The organism is Robertmurraya dakarensis, assembly GCF_900156875.1.
GTDB classification, from domain to species: domain Bacteria; phylum Bacillota; class Bacilli; order Bacillales; family Cytobacillaceae; genus Robertmurraya; species Robertmurraya dakarensis.
In genome coordinates this window covers 110464-136887 of the sequence record NZ_LT707409.1, presented here as the reverse complement: position 1 = coordinate 136887, position 26424 = coordinate 110464, and the positions used below count along the sequence as shown (strand labels likewise).

Below are 26424 nucleotides of genomic sequence, written 5' to 3'. Positions count from 1 at the left end.
GACAGTCTTGAACTTTTCTTACTTGACTAGTCTGAAACCCGCCTGTTTTTGGACTATCCAAAGCCTTTCTGAAGCCAAAATATTACTCTCGTATCAAACTATTCACTTGTTCAGCTACTTCTTCATAGGTAGAGTCCAGGGACATCGCTAGTTCTTTATATAAAATGTTTTGGATCGGTTCTAGTATTTTGCGGTCCTGCTCATACAATTTCTTGTCTTGATGGTTCAATTCTATCCTTTTTCTCATCAGTGTGCTTGCTATCTTAGCAATTTCCCGGCGATCCCCTGTTTTTATTATTTCCTGATACTCACGATACCTGATTCGAACATCATCTATCCAGTCTGCCCCTGGCTCTTTAAAAGATTGTAAAATTTTTTCCGCTTCTTCACGGTCCACCATCTTCAACATTACTACTTTATCATTATCAATGGGGGTACTTATCGTTAAATTAGCCTCTTCAAGAGGGTGCAGAACATAGTACGTTTTAGTCACATTTGATATGGTCTTTTCACATATATCATCAATTCTACTTAATCCATGAACTGAATAAATAATCACATCTCCGATATTAAACATCGCAATAGCTCCTACCTCCCAATTGTAAACCAGGTTTACAATCTATTTTATAACAATTCCAATAGATCGTCAACTTTGTTGACAATAAGAGTTCTTTCTATCATTGCTTAACATTTACCTTTTCTGGAGACTTTCTCGAAAAGCGGAAGACGTGTGGGGATACTAGCTCATAAATGAAATAAAGTCAAGATTCTATTTCGAGTTTCACTTGTATATGTTTGTACAAGACAATTAAAAAGGACCCTTTGTTATTTTTTAAAAAATGGAGGTTACATAATGACATTGCTTCAAATTTTATCTTTGGTAGGAATTGATATTTTGCTATCTGGAGATAATGCTGTTATCATCGCTCTTGCTGCCAGGAATGTTCCAAAACATCTCCAAAGGAAGGTCATTTTCTACGGCATGCTGGGAGCCATTGTTCTACGGATTATAGCAGCTACCGTCATCATCCAATTCTTAGAATATCCATTCGTCCAAGCAGTAGGCGGAATTATCCTCTTAAGAATTGCCTATCATCTTATTGTTCAAAAGAATGAAGAACAGACCAATATTAAATCATCCGATCGCGTTTGGGGAGCTATAAAAATCATCGCCATCTCGGATTTAGCGATGTCAATTGATAATGTAATTGCCCTGACTAGTGTGGCAAAAGGAATTACCCCCATCATATTCGGGATTCTAATCTCAATTCCCATTATTATAGTAGGAAGTCGATTTTTACTAGTATGGATGGAAAAATATCCAATCATTATTTATGTTGGTGCCGGTTTGTTGTCCTATGCTGCTGGTAAAATGATTATCGAAGATTCAGGCTTAGCATCTTATATTAGCACCTTGACCCCGTTCTATCTTACCGCTTTACCAATTGTAATGGCTATTCTCCTCGTAGCTGCGGGTTATGTAAGAAACAGCATTAAAGAAGTAAACATTACTCTTTAAAGCATTAATACTTTAATGAATGTTTAATAGTTTATTCATACTTTGTTCATGATTGGACGATAGAATAGAGACATGGAAAGTTAGGAATTTTCCACCCCCCTTTTATTCATAAAGAATAGATTACATGTCCGGCATTTTATGTCGGGCATCGTTTTTTAAGAAAACTTTTTAGAGTAAATCTTCAACTGTTTTATAATCTCTATTTCTGCACTATCATCAACAAGTAACTCAATTCCATAGTTGGTTATTTTCCCTTCCTGTTTTTTCCATACTATATCTCCAACAAACAGAAAATCTTCATCATTTATCGAAAAGCGAATCGACAATTTGATCCTTCTCTCTTCAGTATTTGGTATATCCAATTCCGAATTTAACTTTAGCCCACGCGGACTAATATCAATTATTTTTGCATAGCCTTCCGACGTTTCAAATAGTTTATTATCGATCATCACAATCTTGAAAAAAGCTGGCAAGGGCTCTTTAAATCTATAGCGAAATGCGGTCTCTCTTTTGTATTTCATTCATTCCACTCCTATCCAATCCTTATGTCTACTATTATTATGATTAAATACTTGATTGTCATATATCCCCATCAGTTCCCAATCTCGGTTAGGAATCTAGTCCTAATCGTATCTTTTTTTTATCTATTTTTTACATATAAACTATTTTAAAATTAACATTTTAACTAAAGATTAATAGTTTGTTCATAATTTGGTCATGATTAACAGTTAATATGGAGATATGGAAAGCAACATGCTTTTCCACTATACCCACCCTTTTTATATAGATTGCAAATGTCCGGCATTTTTGCCGGACCTATTTTTTATCGCAGGTTAACGGGGACGTTTCAATTTATTAAAAGGAGTAACGACATGACTTTGCAGCCGACTTGTTGTGAAAAAAGAGAACTTCAGAATAGAATCGAATCCATACGTAAAAAAATGATGGGAATTGCCGCTTCCGAAGGACTAACGAGCGAAAAAACATTGAGGCTCAGTCAGGTGCTCGATTCCTATATCGCTTTATACCAAACTAAACACTATAATAAAAGCTGACCTTATAGCACCATTACGATCCTTTAAGGCCAGCTTTTTCATTCTTTGTTCTTTAACTTACTCAATAAATCCCTCACTTCTTCCCGGGCTTTCGTTGTTTCTTCCTTAAGTACTTTTGAGGACACCAGTTCCCCATCCTCATTGAACTGCAAATAGAGAATATCTCCTTCTGACACATCTGCAGGAAGTTCAGTTTTGTTTTTTAGGACTTGAATACTCTCATCTTCTCGAAAAAGAAGAACCGCCTGCTCCCCTTCAAATCGATCCACTGTATATTTACCTGTATTCACTAACTTTTCCACCACCAGCATTAAATAATTGTGCAGGGTCGCCACTATTATTCCAAATATTTGCGTTTGTCCATCTTAAAATATTTGGAGGCTTATTCACCGCATTTGATCCTGACGCAATCGTCACTGTCGCCCCTGCTTTTAAAATAAAACCTGTTGGAAAATCATACGTTTGATTTCCTTCTACGCTTACAAGCTTCCATCCAGACATATCTACATTTAAGGACCCCGCATTTTTAATCGTAACCTTTTCGTTCGCCTCATCAACACTAATGATTCTAATATCAGACTTCACCACTGGGCTTGGGGCTGGAGAAGTTCCACTTTGCCAAGGTTTAGCGGAGACTCGATAACTTTGACCATTCGTGCTTACAACAATATCTCCTTGCCCCATTGTTGAATATAGAGCGGAGCCCGCTGCCTTAAGCCTGCTAACCACTTCACTTGTAGGATGTCCATAGGAGTTGTCTCCATAGGAAAGGATGGACGCCTTTGGTTTCACTGCATTGATGAACGCCCATGATGAACCCGTGCTTGAACCATGGTGAGAAACCTTTAAAATATCCGCACCTACATTAAAACGTGACAACATGCGTTCTTCTACCTCAACACCGGCATCCCCTGTAAACATAAAGTCAATTTGATTATAAGATAATTTCAAAACAATGGATGCATCATTATTATCAGTTACCTCTTGATCTCCACTATTTAAGACTTGAATGATAAACGCCGGGTCGATCGAAATAATGTCTCCTGTTTTAGCTATACGAAAATGAATATTTTTTTGTTGAATTAAATTTAAGTAATCAATGTAAGTTTCTGATGTGTGTTCTTTTCCACTATCAATGACCATTTTAACTGGAATTTGCCGCAGAACATCAAGCAATCCACCAATATGATCGGCATCTGGATGGGTGGCCACGAGATAATCAATCGAAGTTACCCCAGCCTTCTTCAAGTACGCTACCACCTTTTCACCAGCAGAATGCCTGCCGCCGTCAATGAGGATTGTTTTTCCATTAGGACTAAGTATTAAGCTGCTATCACCTTGTCCTACGTCTATAAAATGGGCTTGAAGTTCAGGAAGCGGTTTAAAGCGATCATCCAAATTTCTAGCCATAAATACCGCGAAATGCTGTCTTTTTAACTTTTCATATGGTCTAAAGCTATTATCTTCATAGCCTGTTGTTATATTGTTCGCCGCAAGAGCGCTGACAAACTCATATTCCCAGCTGCCTTTCGTTACATCGGAAAAATTGCGAAAGTATTCACCTTTTAAATTGTATGCAATCGCAAGAATTTTGGCCATCTGTCCACGAGTTAGGGTGCCATACCGGTCAAAGTATTTATTCCCGTTTACATCGGTTTTTCCACTTATAAAACCCATTGAGACGGCTTTAGCCACTTCATCATATCCATAGTCACCAGGCTTTATATCAATGAAGCCCGGATCTGGTGCTGAATAATCCGTAATTCCTTTTTCCCGCAGAATCATCTGAACGGCTTGTATTCGTTTAATCGGACTTTGAGGACCAAATGTTCCGTTATCAAAACCTCTGATGATGTCCCTTGATGTTAGATAATCGATTTCCTCTTTGTAGCTAAACACATCACTAAAAATGATCGCAGACGACTTTTGTGCAAATGATAATAACAATAAAATTATGACGAATAAAGACCATAACCTTTTCAACCGATATCCCTTCTTTCATTTACGCTATGTACTCATTATTTGCTGTTTTAGAAAATTAATGAAAGAAAGAATAAATCAAAACTCAGAAAAACAAATCTATGATTCTATAAAATTTTAGTTATCGCATTAAAAAAACAGGTTTTGAGCCTGTTTTTTAAATAACTCATTTATTAAATGCCTTTAAAGTATGGTCTCATACTCCTCTCCTGTCGAACCGATCGATATCTTCATTCCGGCCAATTAGGATCAAGATGTCGCCTTCTAAAATTCTATCATCAGGCATAGCTACAAGAGTTTCTTCTCCCCTATGAATTGCTACAATGATGCAGCCATATCTTCCTCTTGTATTTAATTCTTTTAATGTTTTATTCGCTATCTTTTCTGAAGCCACTACTTCTGCAATACTAAGTTCCTTCGAAAGTTCAATGAAATCAACCATTTTTTTAGAGGTGATATGATGAGCAATACGCTTTGCCATATCCTTCTCAGGATGAATCACTCGATCGACACCAATTTTTTCAAGAACTTTGGCATGATGATCATCGTGGGCTTTTGCCCATACCTGAGGAACCCCTAATTCTTTTAATAATAATGCCGTCAGTACACTTGCTTGAATATCGTCTCCAAATGAAATAAAGACATGGTCCATATTGCTAAGTCCTAATCCCCGCATTGAGCCCTCATCCATTGGATTCGCTAATACAGCATGTGTTGCATACTTTGCGTAATGTTGGACTTTTGCCACATCAGTATCTACGGCTAATACTTCAATCCCTATTTCTGCAAATTCTTTGACCAAAGTTCCGCCAAACCGCCCTAAGCCTAAGACTGCAAACTGCTTCCCCACTGCTACCACCTCATAAATAAAAAAACATAAAAAGACCATTCCAGATATCAGAATGGTCAAGAATAGGCATTTTTATTCATTTATTGCAGCTCTGAGCGGCTTTTTAGATGCCCTGATTTTAGAAGATTGAAGTAGATCCTATTAAGTAATGGATTTATGCTTTTTCAAAGCTTCTATAATTTTGTAAATTATTTCTACCCCAAGCATAGCATAGCCAATCGGAACGAGAAATAAAATAGGATACAGCGGATACATTCCACCACCGGCTGGAAACGTGATTTTTTCAGCCAGAGCTTGCATCGCATAATTCCATGTGTAGATTGTTACGAGAACCATGACAAATAAATCAATAAAAGTTAAGATCACATGTATCACGTTCTGTGATTTAGCAGACAATTTTTCAACAAACATGCCGAGCCTTGGCATCAACCCCGACGAATACGTCAAAGCCATGGCAGGAAAAATCGCTAACGGCATAAAGTACTTCTGAATGATTTCATAATTTCCAGAAATGGAAGAATTGAATAAGTTTCTAAGTGTAACATCCACTACAATAATCCCCATTATAATCAATACTGCTATACCGCTGACCGCCAAACCGCCTACTTTAAGACGGTTAAAACTTTTCGTTAAAATTGCTGAATTCCCCTCCATGTCAATTCACATCCTTTATGGTCATTTCATTGTATCAGGAAGCCACGTAATGAGTTCAGGGAAAATAAGAATCACTGGTATTACTACGACAGTAATAACAATCGCATAGATCATTCCAAATCGGAACAACCGTTCAATTGATATTTTCGTCACACCGGCAACAGCATACACTGCCATCCCGACTGGTGGTGTAAGAAGTCCAGCTGATCCAACAAGACTAATCAAAATCCCAAACTCAAGTGCATCAATTCCCACCATTTGCGCAATCGGCAACGTAATCGGAACCGCCATTAAGAGCACTGCAGCACCTTCCATGAACATGAACAGGATGAAGAAAGTCAATAACAGGAGTCCAATCACTAATACAGGTGTACTTGTTAAAGGTTCTAATAAGGCAATTAATTTTCTAGGCAGCATTGATAAGGAAATAAATTTGGCAAACACCTGCGCCCCGATCATGACCATTAGAACCATAGTTGTGATTTTCACCGTGCTGACAAGTGATTTTTTTATAAAAGAAAAATTCACTTTCCCTAAACACGCTGCAGCTATTAAACTAATAAATGCGCCTGCTCCTCCTGCTTCAGTAGGAGTAAATATTCCCGAGTAAATTCCGAAGAATACAACGCTCATGATGAAAAAGCTCGCAATCAGTGATATGACGATTTTTGAAGCAGGAATGTCTTCCTTCACCTCAGATGGAACCGTGCCTGTTTCTCCATTCACTTTCACTCTCGTCATCCGAAAAAAGATTAATGTCGTGATCACTAACACAACTACCGTAATAATCCCTGGAATAACGGATGCCATAAATAGCTGGCCAACAGGTGTTTGGGTAATTGCCCCGTAGATAATTAATCCTATCGTTGGAGGAATAATGGTAGCTAAGCAACCCGCAGTGGCCGCAATGGCCCCTGCAAGATCTTCCCGATAGCCCCGTTTCGTTAGTTCAGGAACTGAAATTTGCCCTAAAGCAGCAGAAATCGCTGAAGAGGAACCTGACACAGCCCCAAGGAATCCCCCCAGCACGATCGTAAATCCCCCAAGAATTCCCGGCTTCCCCCGTGACATCCGGAAAAGCAGATGATACAGGTATTTTACAATATCTGAATAGATGATAAATTCTGCCATTAGGATAAACAATGGAATTGTGGTTAAAGCATAACTCGCAACCCTTGTGTATGGTTCCAGCTGCAGAATTCCGGTCAGGGCACCGCTTCCCCCGTATAAAAATATCCCGACTATCCCGGTTGTAAAGAGGACGGTACTAATTTGCTGCCCAAGTACTAACAGGAGAAAGAATAGCGCAAAAATAATGATTAAAGCTACTGACTCTGACAAAAAAGATCACCTCCGGATTGTAATAATTGAGTTATTATTCTAGCTCCATTATGGCATCCGGTACCTTTCCGCCAGCCTCTACAACAAGATCTCTCCATAAAATAGCTGTTTCCTTTCCTGGTTGTCCCGCTTCTTCCATTAGTTCAATCCAGTCATACCATGTTTTTTCCATAGCCCCTACAACAAGCTCTTTACCATCAGGCTCTAGCTCATCAACTGTTTCAAATTTAACTTTACCCTCTACTGCTTCCATGACATTATTGTATTCTTCAGTCATAACTGCACGTGCTTCTTCTGAGATTTGTATTTCTCTCGCTGCAGTTTCCATGATTTCCTGTATATCCGCTGGAATGGTATTCCACTTTTCCTCCAACATTCCAAATACCGCAGAAAAGTGTCCAATATTTGCCCCTGTTAGAGTATACTTAAATAAATCTGTATAACCCCAGCCTAACCAATCACTGACAGATAAAAGGTTTCCATCAATTGTACCTCGGCTCAAAGCATCATAGGCATCGGTTTGCGGCATGCTAATCGGTGATGCTCCAATATTATTAATAAACAATTCACTTAATCTCGCGCCAGTTCGAATTCTAGCTCCTTTAAAATCTTCAGCACTATCAAAGTCTAACTCAGTTGTCGAAATAACATAAGCATTACCACCAGTCATTGCCCATGTTTTTAAACCATTTGAGTTATACTCTAATTCACTGAATGTTTTACCATCCTTTATTGGATAGTCCCCATAAATAAGTTTCGAAAATGCCTCGTTCATCACTTTAGGATCTGATTCCACTAGTGGCAGCATAGTCACTTCTGATAACGGGAATCGACTAGGATCATAAAGCGGCATAATCGGCAATGCAACATCAATAGTACCTGCTTTTAATGCATCATATTCTTGTCCAAGTGTTACAAGCTCTCCACCAGTAAATACATCAAATTTCACTCGTCCGTTAGTTTCCTTCTCCACTCTTTCAATCCAAGGAAAGATAATTGATTTCATCCATACTTGATGATCTGGCAAGCCAGATGACGCTCGCAAGACGATTGTTTCTTCCTCTTCAGCACCCCCATCTGCTGGCGTTGTAGAATTGCTTGTTGAAGGTGATGATTTTTCCACACAACCAGCTGTAACCAGTAGCAGTACAAAGCTCAAGCTAATAAAAAATAACGACTTAAATCTGCTCATTTTTACACTCCTTTTTAATTACAGAATAATCTGAATTTTTATAACGAAAATGTTCTATGATTGCTGAATACACAATTGCACCCACCTACACTGTACGAAAACGCTAACATTTTCCCGATTCCAAAATTATGTTTCCATTGTTAAACAGCAAACTCAGTTACCTTTTCCTAGCTAAACCATTAATGACCTATCTTTTACCTAATCATTAAAAATCTCCCCCCAATTCTTAAGAACTTTAGTAGACCCGCCCAAAGTCGTCAGTAAACTCTTTAATAATATTATTAAGAGTATATCGATTTTAGAACAACAAGTCCTGGTCTACTGGTTAGATCTCCTTGTTAATAGAGGGTTTCTGTACAGCACACGGAATAATCTAGTACTATTAATGTTATTTTATAGTTCTGGTCACTTTATCGTTTTATCTTAGTTTTAGGAAAGTTCGACTATAGTCTACTATTAATATGTCTTTCATCCCCCTAAAACAACAAAAAAACAGGCGTAAATTCATCCCGGAATTCACGCCCTGCTTACTATTTTTCCCCGCTCCAGTCAAAAACCGCTCTCATCGTCCTCTAAATCAACTTATCTTTCGTCACGCGAATTCGGGCATTGATCTGAGAACTCATTAAAAATTCGCCGGATCCCAGCTCTCATTTTTACGGTATTTTTTTAGAATTTGCCGGGCAATTGAAGCTGTGTGAACTTCATCTGGACCATCATAAATTCGAGCATATCTAGCGTCTCTATACATTTTTTCCAGCGGTGTGTCGGACGTAACCCCTAAACCTCCATGTACCTGCATGGCACGGTCAATCACGCTATGTAGAACTTTTGCTCCATAGACCTTGATCATGGCAATATCCACACGCGCATCCTCTCCGCGATCAATTTTCTTTGCTGCCTCAAATGTCATTAACCTTGCTGATTGAATGTCTGTTGCAGAATCGGCAATGAATTTTTGGATCATCTGCTTATCAGCCAAAACAGAGCCATGGGCATAACGATTTAAAGAATACTGGCACATTAAATCAAAAGCTCTTTGAGCTTGGCCTAACCATCTCATACAATGATAAATTCTTCCTGGTCCAAGTCTTTTTTGCGCAATAGTAAAACCTTGACCCCGTTCACCTAGCAAATTTTCTTTTGGAACTCTCACATTTGTTAAGCGAATTTCACAATGGTCACCAGAAACATGTCCCATCGTTGGTACCGTTCTGACTATTTCATACCCAGGTGTGTCCGTTGGGACAATAATCATCGATGCTCTCTTATGCCTGCTTTCTTCCTGCGGTTCTGTTACACAAAACATCGTGGTAAAAGCTGCTCGGCTGGCACCTGTCGTAAACCATTTATACGCATTGATGACCCATTCATCACCATCTAAGGTTGCTCTCGATTGTATTAAAGTTGGGTCGGAACCGGCAACATTGGGTTCTGTTAACCCGACAGAAGGATTGATCTCACCACTTACCATCGGTATTAACCATCTATCTTTTTGCCCTTGACTTCCAAATAAATGGAACATGGTCCCATCTTGAGCAGTATGGGTGCCGAGAGCAAACATTGCTGCTTCGGAACGGCCAACCACTTCATTAATATAAACATAATCCATAAACTTAAGTCCGCCGCCGCCAATTTCCTTTGGTAAACCTAAAGCCCAAAGCCCCTGTTCCTTCGCCTGCTGCTGTAAATCTTTTAACAGTTGAATTCCTTCATCATCCCACTCTTCGATCTTTGTTTCAACAGGAATAACCTTCTCATCAATAAACGTTCGTACCTTCTTCCGTAACTTTATCACTTCCGTACTTATCCCAAACACTTCTTCAATTTCATTCAAACCTAAATCCCTCCATGTTAATTTATTGAATTATTTAAATCTTCAATAAATTAATTATAATAGGAGGTTTCTAATTTTTCTGTGACTAATCTCACATAAACAAAAAAGCCCTAATTCGGGCTTTCTAATTTGTGTGGGTTTAATTGTTAAAAGAAAATTCCCGCAATCGCAGCGCTTAACAGGGAAGCCAGCATACCGGCAGCCACTGCTCGGACACCCAGCCTAGCAATATCTGATCGACGGCTAGGCGCCATTCCTCCCAGCCCGCCTAGCAAAATGGCCATCGAACTTAAGTTTGCGAATCCACAGAGTGCAAAACTCACTACTAGTACCGTTTTAGGAGTAAGTGAATCAATTTGAGGGGCAAATGATGAATAGGCAACAAACTCGTTAAGTACAAGCTTTTGCCCAATAAAACTCCCTGCTGCTACAGCTTCACTCCAAGGCACACCTACTGCAAAAGCAATCGGTGAAAACAGTATGCCTAGAATGCCCTCAAGCGATAAAGCTTCATATCCAAACAAACCGCCAATTCCACTCAAGATACCATTTATGAGTGCGATTAAAGCAATGAAAGCTAGTAACATTGCCCCAACATTCAAAGCCAAACTCATTCCATCAGAGGCACCACGGGCTGCAGCATCAATCACATTAGTAGCTCTTTCATCTTCAGAAACATCGACATCCTTAGCTGCTACCGGTTCCTCTGTTTCTGGCATGATCATTTTAGCCAAAACCAATCCGGCTGGTGCAGCCATAAAGCTTGCTGCTAATAGATATTCAAGCGGTACACCTAATAATGCATAACCAACAAGTACCGAACCCGCGACGGAGGCAAGTCCGCCTGTCATGACTGCAAAAAGCTCTGATTTTGTCATCGTCTCGATATATGGACGAATGACAAGCGGAGCTTCGGTTTGACCCACAAAAATATTCGCAGCTGCTGACATTGATTCTGTCTTAGTTGTTCCTAATAATTTGGATAGACCGCCGCCAATGATTTTAATAAACCATTGCATGATTCCCAGATGATACAAAACGGATATTAAAGAGGAGAAGAAGATAATGATAGTTAATACATTAAAGGCAAAAATCATTCCTAAAGTATCGGGGTTCGCCAATGGACCAAATAAGAAACCAATACCTTCGTTGGCAAAATTAATAACATCCTGCACTCGCATCGTAAACCAATTCAACCCAGCTCTTCCAGCTTCCCATTTTAAAACAATAAAGGCAAAAGCAAATTGAATAGCTAAACCTCCAAGAATTGTACGAAGATTAATCGATGTTCTTGCTTGTGATAAAAGAAACGCGATCCCGAGCACGACAAATATTCCTAAAAGTCCCCAAAGTATGTTCATGTTGTCACCTCTTACTTAGCTTAAAGAATTCTTCAACTTAAGCTTGCCCTCGAACATTCAAATATATTAATTAGAATGTGCTGTCTATATTAATTCAATACAAAAAGAGCCATTTCTGCAGATTGTTTCTACAAGAAATAGCTCTATTAGTGCAAAAGATTTTATTTTAATCATTTCTTTCCATTTCCGAAAGGATTTGATCTATTGAGGCGGTGTCTTCTGGCTCTGTGTCGATATGGTTCCAAAGAGTGTCCCCTTTTTCATTAAACAACCATGTGCCCCCTTGGATAAAGACATCATGCGTTTTCATCGCTTTTTGTACAAGTTTCTTCTGTTCCTCATCCTCTGGAAAAAGAGCTTTAGATCCCCCTTTTACTAACATCTTCCCTGCTTTTGCAAGAAGCTTCCATTTTTGCATCGTTTGATGACCAAGGCTGTTATATAGTTCTCGTTTCGGATCACCATATATAGGAAACGGATATGGACCAAAAGCTTTTTCAAACTGCTCTATATAAGACCCGATTGATGGAGTTATCACCACCACCTGATACCCGGTTGCTGTTAATTCTTCATATCTCTCACGCAACTGCGTAAGCATTTCCCGGCAAACTGGTCAGCCAGGATGTCGAACAAATACAACTAAGCTTTTCTGATCTTTAATAATATTTTGAAAGGACTTCTCTCCGTGAAATGGTTTTTGGAGTAAGACATCCATTTACTTCACCTCATTATTTGTTCTAGTTACCTTTTGGAGACTAGTGATCATTTGATTTATTTTCTGAAGCAGCTCATAATACTCAGTTTTTGAAAGTCCAAAATGAGGGATGCACTTTTCAGGCAGCTGCAGGGCATCTTTTCTCAATTGCACACCTTTTTCTGTTAGTTCGATGAATACCTTCCTTTCGTCCTCTCTCGACCTTTCCCGTTTTAGCAGATCCATCGTCTCCATCCGTTTTAGCATCGGCGTTAATGTCCCACTATCTAAATAAAGCAGCTCACTCATTTCCTTTACCGTTAACCGTTTATGTTCCCATAAAACCGTTAAAGCTAAAAATTGCGGATACGTAAGCTCTAATTGGTCTAAAATCGGCCGATATAACCGCGTGATCTCTCGGGAACATGCATAAATCGAAAAACATAACTGATTTTCCAGCTTTAAAAAATACTCAGCATCCACAATAAGAAACTCTCCTTTAAAATTAAGTTGTGCACAATTTGATTTTAAACAATTTATATAATATGTCAATGTTAACATTAGCACAATAAAAAAAGAGACTGGAATATTCCAATCTCCTAAACAAACTATATATGCTGTTAATTTTTTCTGGAAACATAAAGGAACAGCAAAAGCACAAACCATAGTGGTGTCAGTAATAACGCTGTTCGTGTGGCTTCAGCAAAAAACATTACCATGAGGATAAAAGCAAATAACGCTAGAACAACATAGTTTATAAACGGTGTCAGCGGTGCTTTGAAAGTCGACTTTCTTCTTAAATCAGGGCGTTTTTTGCTGTAGATGATATGAGAAATTAAGATGATGCTCCATACCCAAATAAAACAAATGGCGCTGATCGTCGTCACGATACTAAACGCTTGATCTGGTATCACTTTACTCAAAAGTGCCCCAATCGATAAAACCAAAGTTGATGTTAGTAAAGCGCTGCTAGGTACATGATTGCGATTCAATTTTCCAAACTTAGCAGGTCCTTGACCGTTGTTGCTTAGATTATATAGGATCCTGCTTGTTGAAAACATTCCGCTATTACATGCTGAAGCTGCAGATGTTAATACTACAAAGTTGATGATTCCAGCAGCAACGGGAATTCCGACCAAGCTGAATACTTGTACAAATGGACTGCTCGAAGCATCAAATTGTATCCATGGTGTAATCGACAAGATGACAAAAAGTGCCCCGACATAGAAAAATAGGATACGCAATGGGATTTTATTGATAGCAGATGGAATATTCTTTTTTGGGTCAGCCGTTTCAGCAGCAGATACCCCCACTAACTCAACTCCCACAAACGCAAACACAACCATTTGGAAAGCGAGCAAAAATCCAGTTGCTCCATTAGGAAAAAGACCGCCATATTCCCAAAGATTGCTCACAGACACTGTTCCTGCAGATGTCTGAAATCCAGTTACAATCATGACAATCCCGATCGCAATTAAAACGAGAATCGTGATTACTTTGATTAACGCAAACCAAAACTCCAACTCTCCAAAAAGCTTTACCGTCAATAAATTCAATCCCAACAACACCACTAGTGCAGCTAAAGCCGGAATCCACTGCGGAATATCAAACCAATACTGAACATACACCCCGACCGCAATAATATCGGCCATAGCGGTCATAATCCAGCAAAACCAATACGTCCACCCTGTTACATACCCTGCCCATGGTCCGATATAGTCAACTGCAAAATCAGTAAATGTATGATAGCCTGCATTCGACAGTAATAATTCTCCTAATGCCCTCATCACAAAAAATAAAGCAATTCCCACGATTAAATAAGCAAAAATGATTGAGGGACCTGCTAATCTGATAGCTTGTCCGGAACCTAAAAATAATCCCGTACCTATCGTCCCGCCAATTGCAATTAGCTGTACATGGCGATTTTTAAGATCTCTTTTTAACTCTTGCTGAGCCACTTTGTTTTCCCCCTATTTTTCTAGTAATATGATCATCATCTATAATAATGCATAAAAAAAGAGATTGGGCTTCACCAATCTCAAGACAATAGAATAACAAATAATAATACTATAATAGTATTTGTGTGTTACTCTTCTGTCCATTTGCCTGAGATTGTGAACCCTTCGGCGCCGCATCTATGCGATCTCTCCAGAAGCCGCTCCTGCTATAGTTTGACCCACAGCATTCATAGCTTTCTAATATATGTAGTTGTTAAATTATTTTAAGATAATTATAAAATTAACAGTACATCCTCAATTCGTCAAGAACTTTTTTCTTTTTTAATAGAAAAAAGCACCAAAAAGGTGCCTCTTCTCTATCAAACATGTTGTAAAATCAAAGCTTCCATGCCGGGAAATCGTTATTTTCTTTTTTCTCTTCGTAAGCCTTCATTCTAGAATAAGAGTTTCCTAATTTACTAACAATATATCCTTGAGGACTCGAAGGTTCGTCACGACCGGTTAACTCCCCCAACTTAACCTTGGCAAACATATTCGCTGCAGCCGCTAAACTTTCAATGGTCTCCATCAACTCAGGATCGTCGTTGTTATAGGTTTTCGCAATAGATTGAATATAATCCAGCCTATTCTTAATAAAGGTAAGCGTCTCGATCTCAAACTTTTCTTGTCCCATTTTCATCGCACTCCACTCCTCACTAACTAACATATGCACAAAAAATAAAAATAGTCACTGTGACGCCCCGAATAATCTTGTTTCACAAACTATGTTTCATAGAGTGTTATTTAAAAATAAAAAGAGCGGCTTTTTTGCCTGCTGAGGCAAAGCCACTCTTTTTTCGAATCTTATGCTTCTGACTAGTTTTAGATTTTAGTAAACATCACGTTGGTAGCGTTTTTGCTTTTGGAGGTCATTCAAGTAAGCTTCAGCTTCATCGCGTGAAACGCCGCCTTCTTTTTCAATGATGGTAATAAGAGTTTCATGAACATCTTTCGCCATGTACTGCTTATCTCCACATACGTAGAAGTAAGCTCCGCCTTCCAGCCATTGATACAATTCTTGACTGTTTTCAAGCATCTTGTGCTGTACATAGACTTTTTGATCCGTATCACGTGAGAACGCTGCATCTAATTTGGTTAAGACTCCATCTTCCATGTACTTTTCTAGCTCTTCTTGATAAAGGAAGTCAGACGCTGAATGCTGATCTCCAAAAAATAACCATGTTTTTCCACGCGTTTCATTTACAGAAACTTCTTGGATAAACGAACGGAAAGGTGCAATCCCTGTTCCAGGACCTACCATAATAATATCTGTCTCAGGAGCTTCTGGCAGATTAAAATGTTTATTTTGCTGAATAAATACTGGAATTGTATCTCCTGCCTCAAGGCGCTCCGCACATTGAACTGAACATACCCCTTTTCGCTCACGTCCATTTGCATTGTAGCGAACAGCACCAATCGTTAGATGCACTTCATCCGGATTAGCCCTAAAGCTGCTAGCAATCGAATATAAGCGTGGAGGCATTTTTCTTAAAAGACTCACAACTTCTTGAGCAGTCGCATGCCATGGACCAAAGTCGCGCAGTAAGTCCAATAAATCACGGCCGTCCATATATTCTTTCAATTCATTGACGTTTTCCGGTTCTGCCAGCTTTTTTAACTCTTCATTGTCAGTCAATGCAGCTGCCTGCTGGACAATTTTTTTCGTCAATAGTGTTATTTCAAAATGAGAACTTAATGCTTCCTTGAGCGGCAGAGCATCACCTTGCTTATTAATCGTGACAAGTTCTTCCCCATCCCATTCCATTTCCTTTACAAGCGTCGCAACTAATTCTGGATCATTTTCAGGAATAATACCAAGGCAGTCCCCTGGCACATAAGAAAGACCAGAATCTTTTAATGATAGCTCAATATGTCTTGTTTCCTTGCTTGAGCCAGGTCCATTTAAATTGATATTTTTGAGCACTTCAGCTCTAAATGGATTGGTTCTGGAATATGTCGCTTTTTTCGTCTGTTCAGGACTTCTTTCAACGGTTAATACCATAATTTTCACCCCACTAAGTTGTTTACGTAAGAATATCACAATTCAAAAAATTTAGTTGTGCTTTTTTTCACACTATTCAATAAAGTCACAGTGACACCCCGAAAAATATTGTTTCACAAAAGCCTTTAGAATAATACTCAAAGCACGTACTTATCTATTATAGTAAAATATTATCTTTTTCGCATTATTTTTTAACATTCAAAACTTTCTCCCTATAAGTTTTTTAAAAAAGTGCTGAAATTGTCGAATTTATCTGGGAAATAGTGAAGTTTATCATACATTTCTCATAGATAATTTATTTATGATTAAAATATTGATAGGACAAAACCGTTTTACTTGTGTTTTCACTTGTTTGAACCGTAATTTCAGACAGGTTTAGGGAGGGATTTATTTGCTCGAGCATGCTTTTTTGGAAAAACAGAAAAAGAAATTAGAAAGTCAGCTTAGTGTTCTCCTTTCGCAATTAAATTACTGTGAAGATATCGAAACTTCTTCAGAGGCTTTAGGAGACTACCTATTAAAAATCAAGAAAATATATATGGAATATACAGGAAATGAAAACTACATTACTTTAATTGCAGAACGGACCAAACAGAAAATTGATCAGCAGCTGACCCTGTTTTTAGACGGCCTCAACCAAATGATTGGTTTAAAAGAAAATTATAATATGATTAATTCAAAAATTATGGTTTTGAACGAAGACAATATGGAAGTAGAAAAGCGCCTCCAGGAAACATTCCGTTTATTACATGAAGTGTCTTCTCAAACCAATATATTAGCCATCAACGCAAATATTGAAGCACATCGATTAGGACCACAAGGCGCGGTTTTTAAAATTATCGCTACAGAAGTTGGGAAACTATCGGCTGTCACAAGCAAATCATCCATGAATATCACAGATACCACAAGTAAATTGACGATTCAAACTTCCGAAATGACACAAATTCTAAATGACAATAGTCAAACTCTCTTTGACGTGGTCAAAGAATTAGAGCAAGGAAAAGACAGTTTCGTATCAATGTATCAAGATAGCGAGAATATCGTCAACGAGTCGATGGTTCTTGATGACACATTGAATCGCATTTATGACATGATCCAAAAAGCCTATATGATGGTGGAGTATAACAAAATTAGTTATACCAACGTAAGTAAAATTCTTAAACAGCAAGTGAATCTAACAAGGGAATTGATCCAGGACATCAACAGAGAGTTAGGAATTTCTAACCATTTATTAAAAACTGACACTACTACCGATCTTTATAAAGATTTTTACAAAAATTTCAAAGAAGAAAACCAGGAAAAATGTACGATGATTATACAAAAAGCTCTTGAAAACGGTGAAGAAGCCTCTTTTATTATGACTCATATTCTAGAAAGAACGGTCGAAACGATCGGAAAGGAACAGATTGACCGCCAGGTTCCGTTGAGTGAAATCTACATAAACGGAAGAGTCATTGAAGCGTGCATGGATTTACTGATGCCTATTTTAGAAAAAGAGCAAGCAAAAGAAAAATTGGGTGCTGTTATAATCGGAAATGCCTTTGGTGATTATCATGCCCTAGGAAGACAAATTGTTGCGACCTACTTACGAATGGCTGGATTTGATGTGACCGACCTAGGATTATCTGTTAGTAATGAAGACTTTGTTAGAGAGGCAAAAGAGAAAAATGCGAAACTGATTTGCGTTTCCGCCTTAATTATTCACACGGCAGAAGAGGTTATTAAGTTAAGAGAGCTGTTGGATAAAAGAGGATTAGACGATGTCAAAATCCTTGTTGGCGGAGCCCCTTTTAACTTTGAGCATCGCCTTGTTCAAACCGTCAAAGCAGACGCAATGGCAGCAAACGGAATAGAGGCAATTAAAGTAGCAAAAGAACTGCTCGGACTGCTAAATAGAAAGGGAGATGTCTCATGAACTCAAAAGAACGGTTAGTGAAGGCCGTCACATTTCAGCCAGTAGACCGCGTTCCTGTCATCCCCATTGCTTTAATGCAAGGATCTAAATTATTGAATATAGATCTGCCTTCCTACCAAACAAACGGCGAGTATCTCGCCAAGGGGCAACTAACACTGCTGGAAAAATTGGAGCATGATGCTATTTTCGGAATACCACATGTCGTCGAGGATTTAGTGCCATGGGGATCTCCCTTAACCTACTACAAAAACGGTTCGCCTACTCTTTCGAAGATGGTGATCGGTAAATTTGAAGAAATTGTAGAACTAAAGGTTCCGAATCCAACCGATTCACCCGAAACAAAAGAAACGTTAAAAGCGATTAATATTCTCGCAAAACAAGTGGGACATCATACGGCGGTCATCGGTGGGCTCATTGCCCCTTTTAGCTTGCCGAGCATGCTGATGGGAACCGGCCCCTTTATGAGACTGCTGCTAGATGAAGATCGGAACGGGGATCAATATTTAAAATTGCTTTTACATAAGTGCAAACAATACGCAGTTTCTTGGGCAAAAAGAATGGTTGATGCGGGTGCCGATATCATTGTTATGGCTGATGGAATTGCCTCGCAAACCGTGATTAGCAGACGGCTCTTTGAAAAACATGTTCTCTCACTTTTAAAAGAAACCATTAAAGAAATCCCTGTTCCCGTCGTCTATGAAGCAGTGGGCAGTGCACAAGGAATACTAGATTTGATCGCCACAACCGGAGCTGTTACGGCCATTTTGGATTACCAAGATGACCTTGAGGAATGCAAAAGAATTGCTAATGGCAAAATTGCGATCATGGGAAATTTTAATAATATCGAAATGCTCCATTGGAATTCGATCAAAACACAGCTTGAAGTCAAGAAAGCGATTAACAAAGCTTCACATGGATATGGGTATGTCTTATCTTCTCAAGGGCCTGAGATCCCCTATAACGTTCCGTTTGAAGTGATTGAAACGATGGTCCGGGCAACAAAAGAATTCGGAACGTATAACTAGTTATCAATTTATAGAGGACATGACCTAGTTCATGTCCTCACTTCACTCTACTCTCTTCTTTACATCTTCTCTTATGGATTCAATTAATTCTTCCGATAAATTCGCCGGGAACGATGTACCTTCCCGATAAATCCAACTATTGATGATCTCAAGGTCTCTCTTTTTAAACGTAATGCTATAGTTTTCATCTCCATGCTTGAATTCAGCCGTTACATATTCTTCCGTATCAAAATCATCATCAATAATCATGTTCGTTAGCTGGTATGAATTCATTTGACAGCCTCCTTTTTCCTTTTTTTTAGTTTGTGACCTGTAAGCTGTTTACATGCAAAAAAGCATAACAATGCCGATAAACAATGTTATGCTCTATTCCACTTGAAGCTATTTGATAGATTGAAACTTTTTGGGACTTATATGATTTTTCACATCAGCTTGACCCATGACGATACTATAGTCACATGCAGCTTCAACATCATTTCGATCATGTGTGACCATAATACAAGTCATGTCAGCTTTTCTCAATATATTAAATAGCTCCTCTCGAATTGACTCTTTTAAATCTGCATCCAAGTTGCTAAATGGTTCATCCATTAACAGCACCTTCGGCTTTGGTGCAAGCGCCCTTGCTAGGGCAATCCTCTGTTGCTGGCCACCGCTAAGTTCGTGTGGAAACCTTTTCTCAAACTTCTCCATCTGTACCAGCTCAAGCATCTCATCGACACGCTGCTTCCTATCTTTACGTGGCATCTTCGATAATCCAAAAAGAATATTTTCCTTCACAGTCATATGAGGAAATAGAGCATAGTCTTGAAAGACCATTCCCACTCCTCTGTTCTCTGGTTGAATAAATACATGGTTACTCACTACAGTTGTACCGGCAATGCTGATCGTCCCACTCAACGGCGTCTCTAACCCTGAGATCAAACGAAGCAACGTACTTTTCCCACTGCCGCTTTGCCCTAAAATCCCCACGAGCTCCCCTTTTCCCACGGACAACGAAAAATCCTTAATTACGGGAGCTTCTTTTCGCGAAAACGAAAAAGTGAGTCCCTCAATGTCAACAATACTCATTTCTTCACCTTCTTACCTATCATTTGCAAGATAACAACTGATAAAATACTAATCACAATGATTAAAAGTGATGATATGGAAGCCTCATAGATTTGCTCATCATTTGCATACTGATAAGTCTTTGTAGCAAGCGTCTCAAAATTAAAAGGTCTCAGAAGCAAAGCCAATGGCAGTTCCTTACAAATTTCCACAAACGTCAAAATAAATCCACTAATTAACGATCCCTTAATTAACGGGAGGTCCACTTTAAAGAACGTTTTTGTCATCCCAATTCCGAGCATTCTTGAAGCTTCCGAATATTTCTTGCCTGTTTTTTCAAAGCCGACTTCAATGGCATTAAAACCTGTAGCCATAAATCGGATAAAATAGCCCACTATTAACATAATTAAGGATAAACTTAGGATGAGAGGCGCTTCACCCAACCCTAGTTTCGAATAAACAGGCGCAAGCCAATGATCAAGCGAGATAAATATAGCAAGTACGCCAATCGCAATAATTGGACCAGGAATAGAATACCCAGATGTTACAATCTTCGATAAAATAAATGAAAAAGAAGAATGAGATCGAGAAACGTTAGCCACAACAACGGAAATAACCAGAATCATGATCGTTGAGATTACCGCAACAAAAACGGTTTGGTAGACCAATGTAATAAAGGTGGAATCCCATACCTTTACAAACGTCATTTTCGCCCAAAAAAGCAATTGAATAAATGGGATTAAAAACCCTAAAAGAAACACAATTCCACAATACACAAAAGCAGCTATTCCGGCAATCCCCTTTAGTTTCACAGGAACAAGCGGTCTTGATTTGCTGCTTAAATGATAACGGCGCCCTTGTCTAAGCAATCTCTCTAAAAAGAAGATTCCAACAATGATGACCATCAACCAAGCCGCCAGTCTCATAGCTGAATTGACATCATACATTCCAAACCATGTTTGAAAAATGGCTGTTGAAATGGTGTGGATCCCTAAATAACTTGTCACCCCATAATCACCGAGCACTTCATAGATGACTAATATAATTCCCCCAACAATAGCAGGCCTTGATAGAGGAAGCACTACTTTATAAAATACAGCTAAAGGTTTGCGCCCTAACAGCCTTGCATTCTCAATATAAGCTGTACTTTGACTTTCAAGAAAAGCTCTTGTTATCAAATATACATATGGAAAAAGAAATAAAGTAAAAATAAATACTGCTCCACTTATTCCTGAAACTCTCAACCATTCTGAATTGATCTGATAATCAAATTGATTCCTTAATGTCGATTGAACTACACCGGTATAACCTAACATCGTACGGTACGTATAGGCAGCTATAAAAGTTGGAATCGATAGTGGCAGCAGCAAACCCCAACGAAAAAATCGTTTTAGTGGAAAATCATAGGCAGCGATAATCCAAGCTAATGTAACACCTAATAAGGCAGTAAATATACCAGTCAGCACCACAAGAATAATAGTGTTTGCTACATAATTTTTCAATAGATATTGGCGGATATGTAACCAGTTCTCATTGGCTTCTTGAAAAATAGAAGAGAAAATAAAAAGGATAGGCAGTAGTATCACTACTGCCCCAACTAAACTAATGATCCACCAACCGTTAAACTCTTTTTTCATGTTCCGTCTAATCAGTTGTGTCTTCATTTTACTTCCATCCTGTTTGATTAAAAATTTCGATCGCTTTCTTATTATGTTCCCCTAATGTGTCAAAGTTTAATTCTTGCATCTTAAAGTCGCCCCAGCTCTCAAGCAATTCTGGCATAGCTGCTTCTGGATTTACTGGAAACTCATAGTTTGCTGCTGACAATAATTCCTGTGCTTCAACACTAGTTACATACTCAATTAATTTCACCGCATTTTCTTTATTCTTACTATGCTTTGTTAAACCTATTCCGCTAATATTCACATGAGTGCCCGTAGTTTCTTGATTCGGGAAAAAGACGTCAATACTATCTGCCACTTTTAATTCTTCAGGATCTTCAGAGTTAGCTAGCAATCCAACATAATATGTGTTCATGATGGCAACATCACCAGTTCCTGCAGCGATAGCAGCAGCTTGATCACGGTCACCGCCATCTGGCTGGCGGGCAAAATTATTTACAATGCCCTCAGCCCACTCTTGTGCTTGTTCTTCCCCATTTAATTCAATAAAAGACGCTAACAAAGATTGATTATAAAGACTTGTAGAAGAACGAACTAACAACTTTCCATTCCACTTCTCACTTGTTAAATCCTCATATGTAGATAATTCATCAGGTGATACTCTGTCTTTTGAATAAGCAATGATACGAGCTCTCGTCGCTAATCCTACCCACTGATTATCTACATCTCGCAGATTTTCGGGTACATTTTCATTAATTACATCTGAAGTAACCGGTTGAAGTATATCATTTTGCTTTGCGTTTGCAAGTACTCCGCCGTCTACCGTTACAAATAAATCAGCTTGTGTACTTTCACCTTCACGCTTTAATCTTTCAATAAGTTCTTCCGCTTTCCCTTTGACAACGTTAACCTTAATACCTGTTTCTTCTGTAAAGTTCTTATAAAGCTCGTCATCTGCCTCATAATGTCTTGCCGTATAAATATTAACCTCCTGATTTTCTGTTGTTTTAGGTTGTGCAGCTGATTCATCGCCCTTTGGATCACCTTGATTTGAGCCACAACCAGCAAGTGTAATCGTTAATGCTGTCCCTACAATTAATGGTTTGAACAATTTCGCTAAATTCATGATTTGCGCCCGCCTTTTCTGTTATTTTTTAAATGATATTGATAATTATTATCATTTGATACGTTAATTCTATAAGCCTATATGACTTAAGTCAACAGAAAATTTGAGTATTTTAACATTTTTTTATTATCTAAAATATAATTTTAATTATCTATTCTTCATAGTAAAGATCCTTAATAACTTAATCTCAAGAAAGGAAATACCCAAAATTTACAATAAATAAAATTATTTTAAAATAATATTAATATATCAGATTTTCAATCGCGAAAACCCAAGCTTTTTAGGAAGTGATTCTATCTGTCATTTCGAAGAGAGAAAGGGCATTACCGCTTAGCAGTAATGCCCTCATTTAGGAAGCGTTCCGTATTTCTTCATTGCGAAATAATATCTCTTTTTTTTCACGAGACCTTAAGAATAATTTCAAGATAACATTGTTTGAATATGTTTTAGCCATCAGATCCACATGGGCATACTAGGGTATACATTATTGAAAGAGGTAGTCTAAGTTGTATCTAGCAATGGTTTTAGTCGTATACGCTATATTTGCTTATTTTTTTGTTGATTGGAAAAATTGGAAGTCCTATTATTCAACCATTCAGTACTTCATTATATGTAATTTACTTTATAATTTTATTTTTTATAACCATACGTTATGGAAATACAGAGCGGTTACTTTGGATTGGCTGAACCATACACTCATAGAAATAGCATTTTCATTTTTTATCGTACCAATCGTGATCATGATATATTTAAGATACTATCCAACAGGGAAGAAGCAATATCTTTATTTATCGATTTGGGTCGCCTACTTATTATCCTTTTAATTTCAGTTTATATTGCAATGGGAATTTATCTTTACTTTCTCAAAAACAGATAAAATTATAACTGCATGAACTTTTTTACCTTATCTTCTAGAAAAGAAATGGTATGTTGTATACCCTTTTCTTCTTTTATTATGCGGGAAAGTTCGACCGCCTTCTTCCTCATCGTCTCATTACTGACTAACTCTTGAATTCTATTCGCAAAAGCTTCTGCGGACATGTCTTTTTCCTTTAGCGGCGTGGCTGATGTTCCATGTTCCTGCATAATTCTAGCCCAAAAAGGCTGGTCTGCTGAAAATGGACAAATCAGCATCGGTTTTCCGGATTTCAACACAGCAGCCGTTGTACCTGCACCACCGTGATGAATAACTCCTGCAGTTCTAGGAAACAGCCAACTATGCGGAATTGAATCAACTTTTAAAATATGTGAATGTGACTCCCTCCCTTTCATTCCACTCCAGCCAGTTATAAAAATCCCACGCTGACCAGTCAATCTGAGCGCTTCCTCGAGCATCGCCCATATCTTTTCAGGATCTTTCAAAGGCATACTGCTAAAACTGATAGCTATTGGAGGCTGCCCAGCATTTAAAAAATGTAATAGCTTTTCTGAAGGCTCCCAGTCCATTTCTTCTTCTAAAAACCAGAATCCCTCCATCGAAACATTACTCCCCCAGTTTTTATCAAAAGGAATGATTTGAGGGCTGCATCCATATAGAACGGGGATATCTTTTCCATTGAGCTTCAAGTCATTCGTGAAGAACGAACGTTTTTTCGGCAAACACAATGTTTCTTGGCGCCACTTATTAATGATCTTAAAAAAGCTTCCCATTAGTATTCGATTCATCTTAAAGCTCATTCTATTGAATATTCCAAGTTTAAAGGATACAGGCAGAGCCGGGTTAGCAAATAATTTTGTCGGAGAAATTAGCGGGATCGGATGTGCAAGAAACACCGGAATCCCCAGCTTTTCTGCAATATCGTACCCGCCAAACGCTTTAGGGTGATAAATTAATACTTCAGCATCCATTGAAGCACGCCACAAATCTTCTAACATTCTCTCAATCATTGGAAAAATAAGAGTCTTCATATTTTTGATGATCTCTATTGGATTTCCACTCAGCATCTTTTTGCCCTCATCTGATTGAGTTAATTCAAGATAATCGATACGAACTGCTTCGAACCCTACTCCATTTCTTTCTACAAATTCTCTAAAATTTTCACCACTTACAATTGTCACTGTATGCCCTCTATTAACTAGTCCTTTTCCTAATGCTACAAATGGCTGAACATCTCCCCTAGTTCCAACTGTCAGGATTTTGATCTTCATCGCCGGCCTCCCATTTTAGGTCTTTTTTAGGACCCAAATACCTCTTTCACTTCATTCTCCAGCTCACGAATCAAACTGAACTCCATTCTTCTAGGAGCCAGCTCTCTTACAATACTAGCGTAATACCAATGCTGATCACGCCTCCCACGGTTAAAGCGGTCCCATATTTCGTCTCCATAAGTCTTTAGGTCTGCATGGATAGATTTTAAATTATGTAATTTATCAGCCGTTATTACTTGTACCTCTTCAATACTCGCCCCTTTCAATTGATCGATCGTATGCTGTTTCCGATCTTCCCAAAGCCAGCTTTTATCATCCTCAGACGCTGACCTAACAAGGTCGGCTACCTGCTCCCCGAAGTTTTCCATTAACTCCTCATATGTTGCCGAAGTATCCTCAATTGTGTCATGCAGGATGCCTGCAGCAATCACTTCATCACTACACCCAGCCTTTTGTAAAATCAAACCCACAGCGTAAGGGTGCGTAATATAGGGAATATCCGTCGCTTTCCTCGTCTGACCTCTATGTGCTCTTGCCGCGAAAACAATAGCTTTTTCAATAATATCCATAGAGAACCCTCCCAACATCAATAATTAACAAACATTCTATTCCATGCAAAAGAATAACTTTACTGTTTTTTCCATATTATCACACAACAACAAAAAATACCCAGTCATCAGACTGGGTACATACAAAACCTACTTCTCCTCTAAAAACTTCTTCCAAGCCGTATTGCCGCCCTCCAGTACGGTAACATCATATTCTTTCTCAGCAAGGATGGCTGCGCATTTTGCCGCGGAATTTCCTGTTGTACAGGTAACGATGATTTCTTGATCACTTGGCAGAGACCCTAGATAAGTTTTATCCTCCTGATCAAATATCTTGGTTTTTACAATATTAATATTTTCTATGTTGTTATCCTTAATATGATCATTCTTGTATTTTTCCTCTGCTCTCACATCTAATAGAATCACTTTTCCTTGATTCTGAATCTTTTCAAATAGTTGTACTGGAGTTATCCTCTTGACAGTCAAAATCAAATCTTCTCCTTCGTTA

At 38.5% G+C, this 26424-nt stretch carries 26 protein-coding genes, 1 pseudogene and 1 riboswitch; of the genes and pseudogenes, 5 read left to right on the top strand and 22 right to left on the bottom strand.

Going from position 1 to position 26424, the window contains the following annotated elements; translation table 11 throughout:
* Positions 1-82 precede the first annotated feature (82 nt).
* Entirely contained in the window at positions 83-577 is a 495-nt protein-coding gene (locus tag CZ487_RS09915) for a CarD family transcriptional regulator (protein WP_077212037.1), read from the bottom strand.
* Positions 578-853: 276 nt separating this feature from the next.
* Here CZ487_RS09915 and CZ487_RS09910 point away from each other — a divergent pair, with 276 nt between their 5' ends.
* Positions 854-1519, top strand: a complete 666-nt coding sequence (locus tag CZ487_RS09910; RefSeq protein ID WP_077212036.1) for a YjbE family putative metal transport protein — start codon at positions 854-856, stop codon at positions 1517-1519.
* Between the two features lie 155 nt (positions 1520-1674).
* Here the strand turns inward: CZ487_RS09910 and CZ487_RS09905 are convergent, their stop codons facing one another.
* The gene (locus tag CZ487_RS09905) at positions 1675-2040 is read right to left on the bottom strand and encodes a PilZ domain-containing protein (RefSeq protein ID WP_077212035.1); all 366 of its coding nucleotides are present in this window, start codon (positions 2038-2040) and stop codon (positions 1675-1677) included.
* A 273-nt stretch (positions 2041-2313) separates the two neighbouring features.
* On the opposite strand from CZ487_RS09905, the gene CZ487_RS27970 reads away from it, so the two are divergent.
* Entirely contained in the window at positions 2314-2574 is a 261-nt protein-coding gene (locus CZ487_RS27970; RefSeq protein WP_084783194.1) for a Spo0E family sporulation regulatory protein-aspartic acid phosphatase, read from the top strand.
* 38 nt (positions 2575-2612) lie between these two features.
* On the opposite strand, the gene CZ487_RS09895 is transcribed toward CZ487_RS27970, so the two are convergent.
* The 13 genes and pseudogenes from CZ487_RS09895 to CZ487_RS09835 form a co-directional block, all read right to left on the bottom strand.
* Positions 2613-2864: a DUF3006 domain-containing protein gene (locus CZ487_RS09895; RefSeq protein WP_077212033.1), complete on the bottom strand. Its 252-nt coding sequence runs from the start codon at positions 2862-2864 to the stop codon at positions 2613-2615.
* Positions 2851-4557 (bottom strand): S-layer homology domain-containing protein, encoded by a 1707-nt coding sequence (locus CZ487_RS09890; protein WP_077212032.1) that lies wholly within the window; start codon positions 4555-4557, stop codon positions 2851-2853. The genes CZ487_RS09895 and CZ487_RS09890 overlap by 14 nt, the downstream gene beginning before the upstream one ends.
* A 193-nt stretch (positions 4558-4750) precedes the next feature.
* On the bottom strand, positions 4751-5404 hold the full coding sequence (locus CZ487_RS09885; RefSeq protein ID WP_077212031.1) for a potassium channel family protein: 654 nt from the start codon (positions 5402-5404) through the stop codon (positions 4751-4753).
* Between the two features lie 141 nt (positions 5405-5545).
* Positions 5546-6058: a TRAP transporter small permease gene (locus CZ487_RS09880; protein WP_077212030.1), complete on the bottom strand. Its 513-nt coding sequence runs from the start codon at positions 6056-6058 to the stop codon at positions 5546-5548.
* Between the two features lie 21 nt (positions 6059-6079).
* Positions 6080-7399, bottom strand: coding sequence for a TRAP transporter large permease (locus CZ487_RS09875; protein WP_077212029.1), 1320 nt, complete (start codon positions 7397-7399; stop codon positions 6080-6082).
* Between the two features lie 34 nt (positions 7400-7433).
* Positions 7434-8591 (bottom strand): TRAP transporter substrate-binding protein DctP, encoded by a 1158-nt coding sequence (dctP, locus tag CZ487_RS09870; RefSeq protein ID WP_077212028.1) that lies wholly within the window; start codon positions 8589-8591, stop codon positions 7434-7436.
* Positions 8592-9216: 625 nt separating this feature from the next.
* Positions 9217-10428, bottom strand: a complete 1212-nt coding sequence (locus CZ487_RS09865; protein WP_237562849.1) for an acyl-CoA dehydrogenase family protein — start codon at positions 10426-10428, stop codon at positions 9217-9219.
* Between the two features lie 146 nt (positions 10429-10574).
* On the bottom strand, positions 10575-11789 hold the full coding sequence (locus CZ487_RS09860) for a NupC/NupG family nucleoside CNT transporter (protein ID WP_077212027.1): 1215 nt from the start codon (positions 11787-11789) through the stop codon (positions 10575-10577).
* A 166-nt stretch (positions 11790-11955) separates the two neighbouring features.
* Positions 11956-12390 (bottom strand): annotated as a pseudogene (locus CZ487_RS09855) (peroxiredoxin-like family protein); the annotation flags it as partial.
* 114 nt (positions 12391-12504) lie between these two features.
* Entirely contained in the window at positions 12505-12966 is a 462-nt protein-coding gene (locus CZ487_RS09850) for a MarR family winged helix-turn-helix transcriptional regulator (RefSeq protein WP_237562847.1), read from the bottom strand.
* Positions 12967-13103: 137 nt separating this feature from the next.
* Positions 13104-14441, bottom strand: a complete 1338-nt coding sequence (locus tag CZ487_RS09845) for an amino acid permease (protein WP_077212025.1) — start codon at positions 14439-14441, stop codon at positions 13104-13106.
* A gap of 126 nt (positions 14442-14567) precedes the next feature.
* Positions 14568-14645, bottom strand: a riboswitch (glycine riboswitch).
* A gap of 172 nt (positions 14646-14817) precedes the next feature.
* A complete protein-coding gene (locus tag CZ487_RS09840; RefSeq protein WP_084783191.1) occupies positions 14818-15120 on the bottom strand; it encodes a hypothetical protein in 303 nt (100 codons plus the stop codon).
* Between the two features lie 189 nt (positions 15121-15309).
* Positions 15310-16482, bottom strand: a complete 1173-nt coding sequence (locus tag CZ487_RS09835) for a sulfite reductase subunit alpha (protein ID WP_077212024.1) — start codon at positions 16480-16482, stop codon at positions 15310-15312.
* A gap of 391 nt (positions 16483-16873) precedes the next feature.
* Between CZ487_RS09835 and CZ487_RS09830 the strand changes: the two genes are divergently transcribed.
* Entirely contained in the window at positions 16874-18397 is a 1524-nt protein-coding gene (locus CZ487_RS09830; RefSeq protein ID WP_077212023.1) for a cobalamin-dependent protein, read from the top strand.
* A complete protein-coding gene (locus CZ487_RS09825) occupies positions 18394-19422 on the top strand; it encodes a uroporphyrinogen decarboxylase family protein (protein WP_077212022.1) in 1029 nt (342 codons plus the stop codon). The genes CZ487_RS09830 and CZ487_RS09825 overlap by 4 nt, the downstream gene beginning before the upstream one ends.
* Before the next feature lie 42 nt (positions 19423-19464).
* On the opposite strand, the gene CZ487_RS09820 is transcribed toward CZ487_RS09825, so the two are convergent.
* From CZ487_RS09820 to CZ487_RS09805, 4 genes are all read right to left on the bottom strand, one after another.
* Complete coding sequence (locus CZ487_RS09820) at positions 19465-19695, bottom strand: hypothetical protein (protein ID WP_077212021.1); 231 nt, start codon at positions 19693-19695, stop codon at positions 19465-19467.
* A gap of 108 nt (positions 19696-19803) precedes the next feature.
* Positions 19804-20493, bottom strand: a complete 690-nt coding sequence (locus CZ487_RS09815; RefSeq protein ID WP_077212020.1) for an ABC transporter ATP-binding protein — start codon at positions 20491-20493, stop codon at positions 19804-19806.
* Positions 20490-22136: an ABC transporter permease gene (locus CZ487_RS09810; RefSeq protein WP_077212019.1), complete on the bottom strand. Its 1647-nt coding sequence runs from the start codon at positions 22134-22136 to the stop codon at positions 20490-20492. The genes CZ487_RS09815 and CZ487_RS09810 overlap by 4 nt, the downstream gene beginning before the upstream one ends.
* Position 22137: 1 nt before the next feature.
* On the bottom strand, positions 22138-23220 hold the full coding sequence (locus tag CZ487_RS09805) for a Fe(3+) ABC transporter substrate-binding protein (RefSeq protein ID WP_077212018.1): 1083 nt from the start codon (positions 23218-23220) through the stop codon (positions 22138-22140).
* Positions 23221-23726: 506 nt separating this feature from the next.
* On the opposite strand from CZ487_RS09805, the gene CZ487_RS09800 reads away from it, so the two are divergent.
* A complete protein-coding gene (locus CZ487_RS09800; protein WP_077212017.1) occupies positions 23727-24044 on the top strand; it encodes a CBO0543 family protein in 318 nt (105 codons plus the stop codon).
* 55 nt (positions 24045-24099) lie between these two features.
* Here CZ487_RS09800 and CZ487_RS09795 read toward each other — a convergent pair whose 3' ends face one another.
* From CZ487_RS09795 to CZ487_RS09785, 3 genes are all read right to left on the bottom strand, one after another.
* Positions 24100-25368 carry a glycosyltransferase gene (locus CZ487_RS09795; RefSeq protein WP_077212016.1) on the bottom strand — a complete coding sequence of 423 codons (1269 nt, stop codon included), beginning with the start codon at positions 25366-25368 and terminating at the stop codon, positions 24100-24102.
* A 26-nt stretch (positions 25369-25394) separates the two neighbouring features.
* Entirely contained in the window at positions 25395-25937 is a 543-nt protein-coding gene (locus CZ487_RS09790) for an HD domain-containing protein (protein ID WP_077212015.1), read from the bottom strand.
* 129 nt (positions 25938-26066) lie between these two features.
* Positions 26067-26402, bottom strand: a complete 336-nt coding sequence (locus CZ487_RS09785; RefSeq protein WP_077212014.1) for a rhodanese-like domain-containing protein — start codon at positions 26400-26402, stop codon at positions 26067-26069.
* Positions 26403-26424: the final 22 nt, after the last annotated feature.